The following is a 13,663-nucleotide window of genomic DNA, read 5'->3' as shown; positions in this document are numbered from 1 at the left end:
CCCTTTCGTGGAAGTCCTGTGGACGGTGTTGTCGGGTCGGGTCGTGTCTGGTTCTGGGTGCCGGAGGCCGGGTCAGGTCCGGTCGGGTCCGGTCGTGTCGGGAGCGGGGGAGCGTGCCCGTCAGAAGCGGCCGCCGCCGGAGAAGCCGCCGCCGCCGCCCCCGCCGCCGCCTCCGCCGAAGCCGCCACCGCCGCCGAAGCCGCCACCGCCGCCGAAGCCGCCACCGCCGCCGAAGCCACCGCCGCCGCCGAAGCCACCGCCCCCGAAGGAGCCTCCGCCGTAACTGCCGCCGCGACCGCCGAGCAGGCCGCCGAGGACGAGTCCGGTGACCAGGCCACCGAGCTGGGCACCACCACCGCCACCGCCCTGGCCGCCACCCCAGCCGCCGAGGTCGTCGTTGGCGGCGTCCATCGCTGCGGCGGCGTACTGCTCGGCCGCGCGGGCGGCGTTGAGTGCCTGGCCGGGGTTGCTCGGGGCGAGCTCGACGGCGTCGTCGTAGGCGCGCTGGGCCTCGGACAGCCGGGTCCGGGCGGTCGGGCCGATGCCGCCGCGGTGCAGGGAGACGTAGTCGCGGGCCTGGCTGATCCGGTTCCGGGCGTCGCGCAGGGCCGCGTCGAGCGCCTGGGTGGCGCGCTGGTGCTGTTCCTCGGCACCCCGTGCCGCGGCGATGGCCTGGTCGATCTCGGTGTTCGCCCGGGTCAGCGCGTCGACGGCCGCCACGGGGTCCTTCGGGTCCAGCCCCTGGCGGAGCACGGCCTCGGCGCGGGTGACCGCGGCGGCGAGGTCCGGGCCGCCCGAGCGCAGGCTGCGGGCGGCGGCGACGTCGCCCTGGATGTCGATGCGCATCGCCTCGGCGCGGGCGGTGGCCTCGTCGAAGGACTGCTCGGCGGCGAGTGCGCCGTCGGTGAGCTGCTGCACCTGGGCGAGCGCGTGCTGGGCGTCGCGCACGGCGACGACCGCCTCGCCCTTGTCGCCGGCGGCGATGGAGGCGGTGGCGGCGTTCGAGCGTTCGGTGGCGAAGGCGAGCACCTGGTGGGCCTGGTCGACGTTGTTCGCCACGGTGGCGAGGGTGCGGCCGGTGTAGCGGGCGCGGACGCGGTCGAGTGCAGCGGCGGCGGCCCCGACCGATGCCGGTGCGGCGGCCACGGCCTGGGCGAGCGACGCGGCTGCGTCCTCGACGCCGTCCTCGAGCGACCGGAGCTGGTCGAACGCCTCGGTCTGCTCCTCGATCGCGGCGTGCGCCCGTTCGCAGATCACGATGATCTGGTTCGCCCACTCGGCGCGCTGCTGGGGGGTGTCGGGGATCTCGTCGTCGAGCTGCTGCCGGATCGTGAAGGCCTTGCGGACCTCGCGCTGGGCGGCCTGCACGGCGTCGGCGAACGGCTTGGCGGCGTCCGGGCCGAACTGCGCGCTCGCGAACCCGACCTCTTGCTCGGCGGTGCGGAGTTCGTCGTCGATGGTGACGAGGGCGCCGCCGGCGGTGCGTTCGAGGTCGGCGAGCGAGGCTTCCTGCGCCTCGGTCGCTGCGGCGGTGCGGCGCTTGTTCCGGGTCCGGATGACCAGGACCACGACGATGAGCCCGACGACCACGACGAGCAGCAGGATCCACAGCCAGGTGAGGTCCGCCGGGGCCTGCGACTGGGTCAGCCCGTCGGCGAAGGCCACGGCGGCGCCGGACCAGTCGCCCTGCTTGAGCTCGGGGAGCAGCGCGTCGTTGACGGCGTTCTCCACGTCGGACGAGGAGATCGCGGTCTCGTTCGTCTGCTGGACGTCGTAGTTGCGCTCGTCGACCGCGACCGAGAGCAGGATGCCGTCGGTGTCGATCTGGTTCTGCTCCATCACGGCCCGGCCCCACTCGGTGTGGTCCGTGGGGTCGGTGAAGGACGGCACGAACACGACGAACAGCTGCGTCTGGGTCTCGGAGTACAGGTCCTGCACGGCCTGCTCGACCTTCGACTGCTGGGATGCGGTGAGCGCGTCGGCCTCGTCGAGGACATACGCGCCGCCCAGGTCGACGGGCGCCGTGGCGTGTGCGGTCGCTGCCGGAGCCAGGACGATGAGCATCGCGACCAGGGCCGCCGTCACACGGCTCCACAGCCGCGTTGTCCCCCTTCGCCCGCTCGATCCGTCCGTGCCCGATCCGTGCTGGACCGCTCGCATCCGTCCTCCGTCCGTCGCCGGTCGGTACCCCGTGGCACCGCACCGGACCGCGCCACGAGGCGCTGTCGCCCGGAGTCTATCCAGGCCACGCAGGGGCACCGCCAGACTCTGGGGGAACGCTCCGGACCGTGCTTCCTGTGGACGTCTTGTCCCCCGTACCGGGGTATGCTGGCGCCACTGTTCGAGGATGAACGGAAGGGGAAGAACGATGGAACGCACCACGAGTACCGAGGTCGTCCCGCTCGAGGACGGCTACCACCGGGTGTCGACTCCGGCGACGGGTGTGATCGGTTTCGTGCGCGAGCACGACGGCCGCTACGAGGTCCTGCGCGGACGAGTTCGCCAGGCGACCCGCTCCGAGGGGCAGTACAGCACCATGAACGTCGCGCTCATCGCGCTGACGCACGCCTGATCCGCTCTGGGCGCGACCACACGACCGACGGGCGCTGCCCCGGCCGGTGGGTCGCGCCTCCAGACCGTCACGGTGACGCTCCGGACGCCGGCTGCTGACCGCGCGGACGACCGGGAGGCCCTGGTCGCCGCCGTCGCGTCGGCGACCGGCGTCGAGCCGGTTGCGGTGCGCGCGGGGCGCGTCTGCCCGCACTGCGCGGGGACCGACCACGGTCGTCCGTGGGCGACCGTCGCGGGCACCGCGGTGGGCGTGAGCCTGGCGCGCGCACCGGGGGTCGTCGCCCTCGCGGTCGGACCGTCGGCGCTCGGCGTCGATGTCGAACGGGTGTCGCGGGTCGCCGCCGCGCCGCTCGACGTCTTCACCCCGGACGAACTCCGTCGCGCCGACGGAGACCCGGCGCTCCTCGCCGCCGCGTGGGCGGCCAAGGAGGCCGTGCTGAAACGCGACGGTCGCGGGCTGCGGGTCGACCCGCTCGCGGTCGAGGTCGACGTGGCCGCCGGCACCGCCCGCTTCGAGGGTGTCGGACAACCGCTCACCCTGCTGTCCCCCGCGCCGGACGTGGTGCTCGTCGTCGCGGCGGGTGGCCTGTCCGTCGAGGTGGTCGGGACGGTCAGCGGGGGAGCGTGAGCACCTCGGCGCCGTCCTCGGTGATCGCGATGGTGTGCTCGGTGTGGGCGGTCCGCGCTCCGGTGGCACTCCGCAGCGTCCACCCGTCGGCGTCGGTGACCAGGACGTCGGTGTCCGCCATCACCCACGGTTCGAGTGCGAGCAGGAGTCCTGGTCGGAGCGTGTAACCGCGGCCGGGGCGCCCGGTGTTCGACACGTGCGGGTCCTGGTGCATGGTCGAGCCGATGCCGTGTCCGCCGAACTCCACGTTCACCGGGTAGCCCGCGGCTTCGAGGACGGTGCCGATCGCGTGGGACAGGTCACCGATTCGGGCGCCCGGTCCGGCGGCGGCGATGCCCGCGGCCAGCGCGCGTTCGGTGGCGTCGATGAGGGCGAGGTCCTCGGGGCGCGGGGTGCCGACGACGAAGCTGATCGCGGCGTCGGCGGCGATGCCGTCCAGGGACACCGCGAGGTCGAGGGTGAGCAGGTCCCCGTCGTGCAGCACCCGGTCGTGCGGCAGCCCGTGCAGCACGGCGTCGTTCACGGCCGTGCAGATGTGGTGGCCGAACGGACCACGGCCGAACGAGGGCGCGTAGTCGACGTAGCAGGAGTCGGCACCGGCGGCCTCGATCATCTGCTTCGCCCACCGGTCGATCTCGAGCAGGTTCGTGCCGACGCGGGTGCGTTCGCGCAGGGTCTGCAGGATCGTGCCGACGAGGGCTCCGGTGGCGCGGCCCTTGTCGACCTCGGCGGGGGTCAGGATCTCGATCACGCGGATGATCATACCGGTATTACTATGTGGTCATGGTCCGTCTCCCACTCCGCCCCGACGAGGTCGCGCGCGGTCGTCGCCTCGGTGCACTGCTCCGTCGTGCCCGTGGTCCGCGATCGATCGTGGACACCGCCCTGGCCGCGGGGATCTCGCCGGAGACGCTCCGGAAGATCGAGACCGGCCGCATCGCGACGCCGGCGTTCTCGACGATCGCGTCGGTCGCGGGCGTGGTCGGACTGTCGCTCGACGCGGTGTGGTCCGAGGTCAGCTGCGACCCGGCCGACGGCGAGCTGGCCGGCTAGTCGACGCGGCGGCGGAGCCCGCTAGCCAGCGGGCAGCGTCGGCACCGACGCCTCGTCGATCCAGGGTCCGGTCACCGCCCGGACGTCCGCGGCGGAGCGGCCGGTGGCGTCCGCGAACGCACGGAGCACGTCGGGCACGGTGACGGATCCGTGCCGGTGCCGCTCGGTGATGCTCCGCAGCCCGGTGAAGAAGGCGTCGTCGCCGATCGTGCGGCGGACGGCGTGCAGGGCGAGGGCGCCGCGCTTGTAGACGCGGTCGTCGAACATGTCCTTCGCGCCCGGGTCACCGACCACCAGGTCCTCCGGCTGCTCGAGCAGTCCCTGCCGGTACCGCTCGGCCAGCTGGTCGGCGGTGTCGTCGCCGCGGTCCTCGGACCACAGCCACTCGGCGTAGCAGGCGAACCCCTCGTGCAGCCAGATGTCCTGCCACCGGGTGACCGTGACGGAGTTGCCGAACCACTGGTGGGCGAGCTCGTGGGCGATGAGGCGGTCGGTGCCGTGTTCGCCGTCGACGTGGTTCCGGCCGAACACCGCCAGACCGTGGGCCTCGAGCGGGATCTCCAGGTCGTCGTCGGTCACCACGACGCCGTACGCCGCGAACGGGTACGGGCCGAACCGGTCACCGAACAGCGCGAGCATCTCCGGCACCTGGCCGAAGTCGGTCTTCGCGGCGGTGGCGAGGTCGGCGGGGTGGTGCAGCGTGACGGGGACCCCGCTCGTGCGCAGCTTCGCGGTGCGGTACCGGCCGATCTGGACGGTCGCCAGGTAGGTCGCCATCGGCTCGGTGGTGGCGTAGGTCCAGCGGGTACCGACGCGGTCGCGCTCCTTGGCGAGCAGCTCCCCGTTCGCCAGGACGTCGTACGCCGCCTCGGCCGCGATCTCGATCCGGTACGTGGCCTTGTCGTCGGGGCGGTCGTTGCACGGGAACCACGACGGCGCTCCCGTGGGCTGCGCGGCGACGATGACGCCGTCGGACAGTTCTTCCCAGCCGAGCTGTCCCCACGCGCTCCGGACGGGGTGCGGGGTGCCGCGGTACCGCAGGTGCACGCTGAACACGGTGTCGGCGGCGATGGGGTCGGCCGGGGTGACCGTCACCTTGTGCGTCGCGGTCGAGACCTTCTTCGCCCGGCGTCCGTCGACGTCGACCCGGTCGACCGTGAGCCCGTGCAGGTCGATCACGACCTTCTCGAGCGGCTCGAGGGCACGCGCGGTGATCGTGGCGGTGCCGTCCAGGCGGTTCGTGGCGACGCGGTAGTCGAGACGGAGCTCGTAGTGCTCGGCGCTCCACCGTCGGTCGCCGCTGTGCGGGGTGTACGGGTCTGCAGCGGGATCGGAGGGCACGGGGACAGTCAACCTCATGGCGCCGGTGGGGCGGTCACCGACGGTGCTGCCGATGTCCACGGAGCGATCGGGTTGCCGGACCAGCGGGAGCCCGTCGGTACCTGCTCGCCCCGCATCACGAGCGAGGACGGCCCGACGGTCGCCCCGGCACCGATGCCCGCCGCCGGCAGGACCACGCTGTGCGGCCCGAGCGTCGCACCCGCGTCGATCCGGACGGTGTCGAGCTGCATCACGCGGTCGTGGAACAGGTGCGTCTGCACGACCGTGCCCCGCGCCACCGACGCCCCGGAGCCGATGGTGACCAGGTCGGCCTCGGGCAGCCAGTACGTCTCGAGCCAGGTGCCGCGGCCGATCGTCGCACCGAGGCTCCGCAGCCAGACGGCCAGCGCGGGGGTGCCGGTGGCCTGCTCGGCGAACCAGGGGCGCGCGACGGTCTCGACGAAGGTGTCCTGCACCTCGTTGCGCCACACGAACGACGACCACAGCGGGTGCTCCCGGGCGGTGATCCGGCCGACGAACGCCCACTTCGCGATCGTCGACACCACGGCGGCGACGGCACCGGCGGCGATGAGCACCGGCCCGGCGAGCAGCACCGTCCACCCGATCCCGACGGCCGACCACAGCGCCAGCAGGGCTCCGGCCACGCCGAGGGCGATGGCGGCGGAGACCATCGGGGCCACCAGGCGCAGCAGTTCCCAGCAGCCTCGGGCGACCTTGAGCCGCCTGGACGGGCGGAACGTTCGCGCCTCGTCGAACTCCGTCGCCGCACGCCGCAGCCGCACCGGGGGCGACCCGAGCCACGACGACCCGCGCTTGGCCTTCTTCGGCACCGCGGACAGCACCGCCACCAGGGCCTCGCGCGGCACCGAGCGTCCGGCGCCCGTCATCCCGCTGTTGCCGAGGAACGCCCGACGGCCGACCTTCGAGCGACCGATCCGCACCCGACCGCCGCCGAGCTCGTACGTCGCCACCATGGTGTCGTCGGCCAGGAACGCCCCCGACGCGATCTGCGTCAACGCCGGGATGAGCAGCACCGTCGAGATCTCGGTGTCCCGACCGACCCGGGCACCGAGCAGCCGCAGCCACACCGGCGTCACGAGCGAGGCGTACAGCGGGAACAGCAGGGTGCGCGCCGCGTCGAGCACCCGCTCGGTCGACCACACCTGCCAGCCGATCCGGGAGCGCACCGGGTGCCGCCCCTCGTGCAGCCCGATGCCGAGCAGCCGAACCGCGACCACCACCAGCACCGCGTACACCGCACCGGCGACCACCGTCGCCAGGGGGACCGTCACCAGCGCACGGAGCAGCGCGTCGCCCAGGGTCGACGCCCGCCCGACCAGGGCGAGGGCGACCAGCAGTCCGACCGCGACACCGACCACCGGCAACCCGGCCACGGCCAGGGACCCGGCCCCGTACGCGAGCAGCCAGCGTCGACGGGTCGCGGGACGGGCCTCCCGGTCGTCACAAGCCGACCCGGTGCGCTCCGCCGGCGCCCCCGCCCAGCGTTCGCCCGCGGGCACCGGGCCGCCGACGGCGGAACCCGCCGTGATCTCGGCACCCGCACCGACGTGCGCCCCCGGCAGCAGCGTCGTCCGGCTGCGCACCACGGCGTCCTCGTCGACACGGACGTGCCCCAGGTGGAACACGTCGCCGTCGAGCCAGTGCCCGGCCAGGTCGACCTCGGGCTCGATCGACGCACGCTTGCCGATCGTGAGCATCCCCGTCACCGGCGGCAACGTGTGCAGGTCGACATCCCGGCCGATCCGCGCACCGAGCGCCCGGGCGTAGTAGCTGATCCACGGGGCACCCGCCGTCGACGGGCCGTCGACCGCCTCGGCGATGCGCTCGGCCAACCACACCCGCAGGTGCACGGAACCACCGCGGGGGAACGACCCCGGCCGGACCCCGGCGAGCAGCAGCCGCGCCAGCACCACCGTCAGCGCCATCTTGCCGATCGGCGTCACGAACACCAGGAGCGCCAGCACCAGCACCGGCCAGGGCAGCACCGGCAGGAACGGCAGCGTCGTCGCGTGCAGCACCGCAGCCACCAGGGCCGTCCACGTCAGCACCCGCAACCCCCGGAGCACCTGCACCGGCAGCCCGAGCAGCGTCATCAGCAACCCCGTCGCCGGAGGCACCGGCGTGACGTCACGCGACGACGCCTCGACCGGGCCGGACTCGTCCAGCGCCGCCGCCAACGCCCCGATCCGCGGGTGGTCGTACACGTCCGCCACCGTCGTCGTCGGGAACCGCTCGCGGATGGCCGACACCAGCTGCGCCGCCGTCAACGACCCACCGCCGTGCGCGAAGAAGTCGTCGTCGACGCTCGCCACCGGCACCCCCAGGATCGCCGACCACCGCTCGGCGATCCACGCCACCGTGTCCGGCAGCATCGCCGCGTCCGAGGCCCCCGGCAACGGCCACGGCAGCGCCGCACGGTCGACCTTGCCCGACGTCCGCGTCGGCAGCGACTCCACCACGGCCACCAACGGCACCAGCGCCGCCGGCAGCTCCTGCCGCAACCGGGCGTTCGCCGCGGCCACGTCCACCGTCGCCCCGGCCACCGGGGCCACGTACCCGACCAGCACCTGGTTGCCCGCCGGGGTCCGCTGCACCACCGCGGCACCACCCGCCACGTCGTCCAGGGCCTGCAGCGCCGCATCGATCTCCCCGAGCTCGATCCGCCGGCCACCGAGCTTCACCTGGTCGTCCGCACGCCCCTGGAACACCAGCCCCTCGGGCTCGTACCGCACCAGGTCCCCGCTCCGGTACGCCCGCTCCCACCCGAGCTCCGGGAACGGCGCGTACTTCTCCGCGTCCTTCGCCGGGTCGAGGTAGCGCCCCAGCCCGACCCCGCCGATCACGAGCTCACCGACGCCGCCCGGCTCCACCCGTCGTCCGGCGCCGTCCACCACGGCGAGGTCCCACCCGTCCAGCGGCAACCCGATCCGGATCGGCTGGCTCCCGTCGAGCAGGGACCCGCACGCCACCACCGTCGCCTCGGTCGGACCGTACGTGTTCCACACCTCACGGTCACGACTCGCGATGCGCGCCGCCAGCTCCGGCGGGCACGCCTCACCACCGAAGATCACCAGCCGCACCTGCTCCAGCGCATCGTCCGGCCACAACGCCGCCAGCGTCGGCACCGTCGACACCACCGTGATCGTGTGCGCGATGAGCCACGGCCCCAGGTCCACCCCCGTCCGCACCAACGACCGGGGCGTCGGCACCAACGCGGCACCGTGCCCCCATGCCAACCACATCTCCTCGCACGACGCGTCGAACGCCACGCTCAGCCCCGCCAGCACCCGGTCACCCGGACCGATCGGCGCCGCCTGCAGGAACATCCGCGCCTCGGCGTCCACGAACGCCGCAGCACTGCGGTGCGTGACCGCCACACCCTTCGGCACACCCGTCGAACCCGACGTGAAGATGATCCACGCGTCGTCGGTCTCGCGCGGGAGCTCGGCGCTCGCCGCAGGGTCCGTCACCGGCAGCTCCGTGCCGTCGCGGTCGCGCAGGACGCCGCCCGCGCCGATCACCCCGACGACACCGGCTTCGCCGAACACCAGGGTGGCGCGCTCCTCGGGGTCGTCGGCGTCGACCGGCACGTACGCGGCTCCGGCGGCGAGGACGGCGAGGATCGACAGGTACAGGTCGCGCCCGCCGGAGGGGATCCGCACCCCGACCCGGTCACCCCGTCGGACACCGCGGCGGGCCAGGTCGTCGGCCTGCGCGCGCACGAGGTCGAGCAGGGCGGCGTAGTCGACGCTGCCGGCGGGGTCCTCGAGGGCGGTCGCGTCCGGGTGGGTCGCCGCGGTCGCTGCCAGGACGTCGAACAGGGTCCGTGGGGCGGGTGCGTCGCCGCCGCGGGCGAGTTCGAGCTGCGCGTTCCCGGTGCCGATGGTCATCGAGGCCTCTTCCCGGTCGCTTGCGGGACGACCGGCCCGTGATCCTAGAGGGTCGAGGTGTCCTGCTCGGGAACGGACGGTGCCGCACCGGTCGGGCCGAGCGCCGCACGTGCCGCGTCGAGCGCCGCCGCGACCCCGATCGAGTCGTCCAGCGAGTGCACCGGGGACTCCGTCCGGCCATCAGCCACGTACTGCGCGAGCGCCGCCGCCTGCCACACGAGTCCCTGACGACCCCGCAGCCCCGTCGGCTCCTCCCAGTGGTCCTCCCCACCCGGGTGGTGCACCGCGAACGACGCGGGGAAGACGAAGTGGTCGGTGTACCGGACCGTGGCCCGGCTCCCGGCGATCACCGCCAGCCCCGGCGTCCACGCCGTCATCGACGTGGTCACCACCGACTGCGCGCCACCCTCCGCCGTCGACACCGTGACGGACTGGAGGTCCACCCCGCGATCCGAGACCGCCCCCGTCGTGCTGCTGGTCACCGGGGCGCCGGTGGCGAAGCGTGCGAACCAGTGCCCGTACACACCGGCGTCGAGGAGGGCACCCCCTCCGGCGGCGGGGTCGAACATCCGGTCGGCCGGGTCCGGGTCGTGCGGCCACCCGACGTCGACCGTCGCGAGCCGGACGTCACCGAGGACCCCGTCCGCGAGCAGACGGGCGACGACGGTGGTGCCCGGCAGGTACCGGGTCCACATCGCCTCCATCGCGAGGACACCCGCGGCCCGCGCGGCGTCGGCGAGGGTGCGGGTGTCCGCCGCCGAGGTCGTCATCGGCTTCTCGACGAGCACGTGCTTGCCGGCGGCGATCGCGAGCAGTGCGTGCCCGAGGTGCTGCGGGTGCGGCGAGGCGACGTAGACCACGTCGACGGCGGGGTCCGCCACGAGGGCCTCGTACGAGCCGTGCACCCCGGGGACGCCGTGGCGGGCGGCGAAGGCCGCGGCACGCTCGGGGGAGCGAGAGCCCACGGCGACGACGCGCTGGTCGGAGTTCGCGTGCAGCGTCGTCGTGAAGTCGTTCGCGATCTCCCCGGGACCGATCACACCCCACCGGAGCACGGGTCCGCCCCGCAGTGCGTGGACTCCGGGCGCCGGGAACGTCATCGTCATGCCCGAACGCTACCGGGCGGGCCCGTTGCTCGCCGCGCGGTCCGTCCTGCTGCTCACCCTCGAGGAGCACGGGGTCGGTCCTGCTGCTCACCCTCGAAGCACCCAGCCACGAGACCGGCGAAGAACCCGGAGGAGTCTCAACGGGGAAAGGTCGCCGCAGGCGACATCGGCCGGTGCCGACTCCGCGAAGCGGAGACGTCACCTTGGCCGGCGATTTCCAGTGCCCCCAGGAGGATTCGAACCTCCGCCCCTGCCTCCGGAGGGCAGTGCTCTATCCCCTGAGCTATGGGGGCCAAGGGGTGTCAACAACCGTAGCAGGTCCGGCGGGTGGTCCTGGACAGCGCGTGTCGCGCCGTGGACGTCACGACGGGCGGCCTGGAGGCGCGGTGCGGGCCCGCCACGGGCCTCCCGTCCGCACCGTGCGTCCGTCGCGTTCCCGTGCGAGGTTCCGTGTCCCGTGCAGCGTTGCGAGCCGCGCACCACGTGCGCAACCTCGCACCGGACGGCGGCCTCGCACCGTGCGCGGCCGCACCACGGGTCAGCCCGCGGGCGTGGCCGTGGCCGACGCGGACGGCTGCAGCGCTGCCCGCACCGCGTCGACGACGGGCTGCGCCCCGCCCGGTTCGGTGAACAGCGTCGACTGCGCGGTGATCCAGTACGGGTCAGCGAAGGCGTCCGCGCGGCCGACGTCGCCGCTCAGGGCGAAGTACCCCTCCACGCGGTAGGTGGGGACGGACCCGCCCCGCTCGTACAGGGCGTCCTTCAGGTTGGTGAGCGACTTCTCAGGCAGGTCGGCGACCGCGAGCGTGATCGCCGTGGCGTCCGCGTCGGTGCTGACGAACCGGCACACGCGACCCTGCTGCTTCGCGATGGTCGCAGCGGGGGAGCCCTTCGCCGGGGTGAAGGAGTCGTCGAGCTCGAAGGTCTGCCCGTACACGGACAGCGCGCTGGTCGGCAGGAGCTCCGCGCAGGTCTCGGACACCGGCTTGCCCGCCGGGGTCGCGGTGGCCGACGGGGTGCTGTCCCCGCCGCCCGAGCACCCGGCGAGCACGACGGCTGCGGCGGTGGTGAGGGTGGCGACGGTGAGCGCCCGGGCACGGCTGCGGGGGGTCATCCCGACATGATGCTGCATCGACCGGTGCGGACCTGGGCGTCCCGGTAGGATCGGTCCTCGTGACTCCTGCCGAACTCTCCGCCGCGTACCTGTCGATCCTGACCGGGATCGTCGAGCGCCGAGGCGCGTCCGAGACCGTGACGATCGAGGAGTCCCACGTGGTGCTCGAGCGTCCGAAGAACCGCGCCCACGGCGACTGGGCCTCGAACGCCGCCATGCAGCTCGCGAAGCGGCTCGGCACGAACCCGCGCGAGCTCGCGACCGAGATCGCCGGCGAGCTGACCGAGCTCGACGGCGTGGACTCGGTCGACGTCGCCGGTCCCGGCTTCATCAACATCACGCTCGAGGCCGCCGCCGCGGGTGAGATCGCGCGCACCATCGTGGACGGCGGCGAGTCCTTCGGTACCGGCGACCTGTACGACGGCGTCCGGATCAACCTGGAGTTCGTCTCCGCCAACCCCACCGGTCCGATCCACATGGGCGGCGTGCGGTGGGCCGCAGTCGGCGACAGCCTGGCCCGCGTGTTCCAGGCGCAGGGCGGGCTCGTCACCCGCGAGTACTACTTCAACGACCACGGCGCGCAGATCGACCGGTTCGCCCGCTCCCTCGTCGCCAGCGCACTCGGTGAGCCCACGCCCGAGGACGGCTACGGCGGCGCCTACATCGCCGAGATCGCCGCACGGGTCATCGCGACCCTCGAGCCGGGCATCGACGTCCGCGACCTGCCGCGCGACGAGGCGCAGGAGCTCTTCCGTCGCGAGGGCGTCGACTTCATGTTCGCGGACATCAAGTCGTCGCTGCACGACTTCGGCGTCGACTTCGACGTCTACTTCCACGAGAACGCCCTGCACGAGTCGAAGGCCGTCGAGCGTGCCATCGCCCGACTGCGGTCGTCCGGCGTGATGTACGAGGCCGAGGGTGCCGAGTGGCTGCGCACGACCGACTTCGGCGACGACCGCGACCGCGTCGTCATCAAGTCGGACGGCGAGCCCGCGTACATCGCCGGCGACCTGGCGTACTACCTCGACAAGCGCGAGCGCGGGTTCGAGCGGAACCTGATCATGCTCGGCGCCGACCACCACGGCTACGTCGGCCGGATGATGGCGATGTGCGCCGCGTTCGGGGACGAGCCCGGCAAGAACCTCGAGATCCTGATCGGGCAGATGGTCAACCTGCTCAAGGACGGCGAGCCGATGCGCATGTCGAAGCGCAACGGCACCATCGTCACGATGGAGGACCTCGTCGACGCCGTCGGTGTCGACGCCGGCCGGTACGCCCTGGTCCGGTTCGCCAGCGACACCGCGATCGACATCGACCTCGACCTGCTCACCAAGCGCACGAACGACAACCCCGTCTTCTACGTGCAGTACGCACACGCCCGCACGCAGTCGGTGGCCCGGAACGCCGCGGCGGCCGGGGTCGACCGGTCCGTGTTCGACGCGTCGCTGCTGACCCACGAGTCCGAGAGCGCGCTCCTCGGAGCCCTCGCCGAGTACCCGCGGGTGGTCCGGCACGCCGCCGAGCTGCGCGAGCCGCACCGCATCGCGCGGTACATCGAGCAGCTGGCCGGCCTGTACCACCGCTGGTACGACTCCTGCCGTGTCACGCCCCTCGGCGACGAGCCCGTGACCGACCTGCACCGCACGCGCCTGTGGCTGAACGACGCCACCGGGCAGGTGGTCCGGAACGGTCTCGGCCTGCTCGGCGTGTCTGCGCCGTCCCGCATGTAGCGGCGTGACGCCGGCAGCGGCGCCGCCGCTGTCCGCACAACCAAAGTGAGCCCGAACCACGCAGTCGCGCAGTTCGGGCTCACTTTGGTTGTGCACGGCGACCGCCCATCCGCCGGTCGTGCACGGCGACCGCCCATCCGCCGGAGCCGCTGCGCCGGACGCGCACCGGGCCTCCAGGCAGGCTGCCGGGACCGACTGGCAGGGTAGGA

10 protein-coding genes and 1 tRNA gene are annotated in these 13,663 nt (G+C 73.4%); 4 read left to right on the top strand and 7 right to left on the bottom strand.

What is annotated here, in order from left to right; all coding sequences use genetic code 11:
- Positions 1-120: 120 nt before the first annotated feature.
- Positions 121-2,085: a TPM domain-containing protein gene (locus BR70_RS22275; RefSeq protein WP_051596749.1), complete on the bottom strand. Its 1,965-nt coding sequence runs from the start codon at positions 2,083-2,085 to the stop codon at positions 121-123.
- A 283-nt stretch (positions 2,086-2,368) separates the two neighbouring features.
- Here BR70_RS22275 and BR70_RS0108980 point away from each other — a divergent pair, with 283 nt between their 5' ends.
- Positions 2,369-2,572: a hypothetical protein gene (locus BR70_RS0108980; RefSeq protein ID WP_017885770.1), complete on the top strand. Its 204-nt coding sequence runs from the start codon at positions 2,369-2,371 to the stop codon at positions 2,570-2,572.
- 72 nt (positions 2,573-2,644) lie between these two features.
- Complete coding sequence (locus tag BR70_RS22270; protein WP_051596748.1) at positions 2,645-3,199, top strand: 4'-phosphopantetheinyl transferase family protein; 555 nt, start codon at positions 2,645-2,647, stop codon at positions 3,197-3,199.
- Here the strand turns inward: BR70_RS22270 and map are convergent.
- The gene (map, locus tag BR70_RS0108970) at positions 3,183-3,950 is read right to left on the bottom strand and encodes a type I methionyl aminopeptidase (RefSeq protein WP_027465797.1); all 768 of its coding nucleotides are present in this window, start codon (positions 3,948-3,950) and stop codon (positions 3,183-3,185) included. The genes BR70_RS22270 and map overlap by 17 nt on opposite strands.
- 32 nt (positions 3,951-3,982) lie before the next feature.
- Between map and BR70_RS0108965 the strand changes: the two genes are divergently transcribed.
- Positions 3,983-4,252, top strand: coding sequence for a helix-turn-helix domain-containing protein (locus tag BR70_RS0108965; protein ID WP_027465796.1), 270 nt, complete (start codon positions 3,983-3,985; stop codon positions 4,250-4,252).
- Positions 4,253-4,273: 21 nt separating this feature from the next.
- Here the strand turns inward: BR70_RS0108965 and BR70_RS0108960 are convergent, their stop codons facing one another.
- The 5 genes from BR70_RS0108960 to BR70_RS22265 all read right to left on the bottom strand — a co-directional run bounded on the left by BR70_RS0108960 (position 4,274) and on the right by BR70_RS22265 (position 11,724).
- The gene (locus BR70_RS0108960; protein WP_231495674.1) at positions 4,274-5,593 is read right to left on the bottom strand and encodes a M1 family metallopeptidase; all 1,320 of its coding nucleotides are present in this window, start codon (positions 5,591-5,593) and stop codon (positions 4,274-4,276) included.
- A 14-nt stretch (positions 5,594-5,607) separates the two neighbouring features.
- Positions 5,608-9,504: a Pls/PosA family non-ribosomal peptide synthetase gene (locus BR70_RS20225; protein WP_035808339.1), complete on the bottom strand. Its 3,897-nt coding sequence runs from the start codon at positions 9,502-9,504 to the stop codon at positions 5,608-5,610.
- Positions 9,505-9,548: 44 nt separating this feature from the next.
- Positions 9,549-10,610 carry a Gfo/Idh/MocA family protein gene (locus tag BR70_RS20220; protein ID WP_231495673.1) on the bottom strand — a complete coding sequence of 354 codons (1,062 nt, stop codon included), beginning with the start codon at positions 10,608-10,610 and terminating at the stop codon, positions 9,549-9,551.
- A 221-nt stretch (positions 10,611-10,831) separates the two neighbouring features.
- A tRNA-Arg gene (locus tag BR70_RS0108945) sits at positions 10,832-10,903 on the bottom strand.
- A gap of 245 nt (positions 10,904-11,148) precedes the next feature.
- Positions 11,149-11,724, bottom strand: coding sequence for a hypothetical protein (locus BR70_RS22265; RefSeq protein WP_027465794.1), 576 nt, complete (start codon positions 11,722-11,724; stop codon positions 11,149-11,151).
- Between the two features lie 59 nt (positions 11,725-11,783).
- Here BR70_RS22265 and argS point away from each other — a divergent pair, with 59 nt between their 5' ends.
- Positions 11,784-13,454 (top strand): arginine--tRNA ligase, encoded by a 1,671-nt coding sequence (gene argS, locus BR70_RS0108935; protein ID WP_027465793.1) that lies wholly within the window; start codon positions 11,784-11,786, stop codon positions 13,452-13,454.
- The last annotated feature ends 209 nt before the right edge of the window (positions 13,455-13,663 follow it).

Origin of the sequence: Curtobacterium sp. UNCCL17, from assembly GCF_000686685.1 — a bacterium.
GTDB lineage: Bacteria > Actinomycetota > Actinomycetes > Actinomycetales > Microbacteriaceae > Curtobacterium > Curtobacterium flaccumfaciens.
Note: the sequence above shows the minus strand (reverse complement) of the source record. Positions and strands in the feature narration are given on the sequence as shown.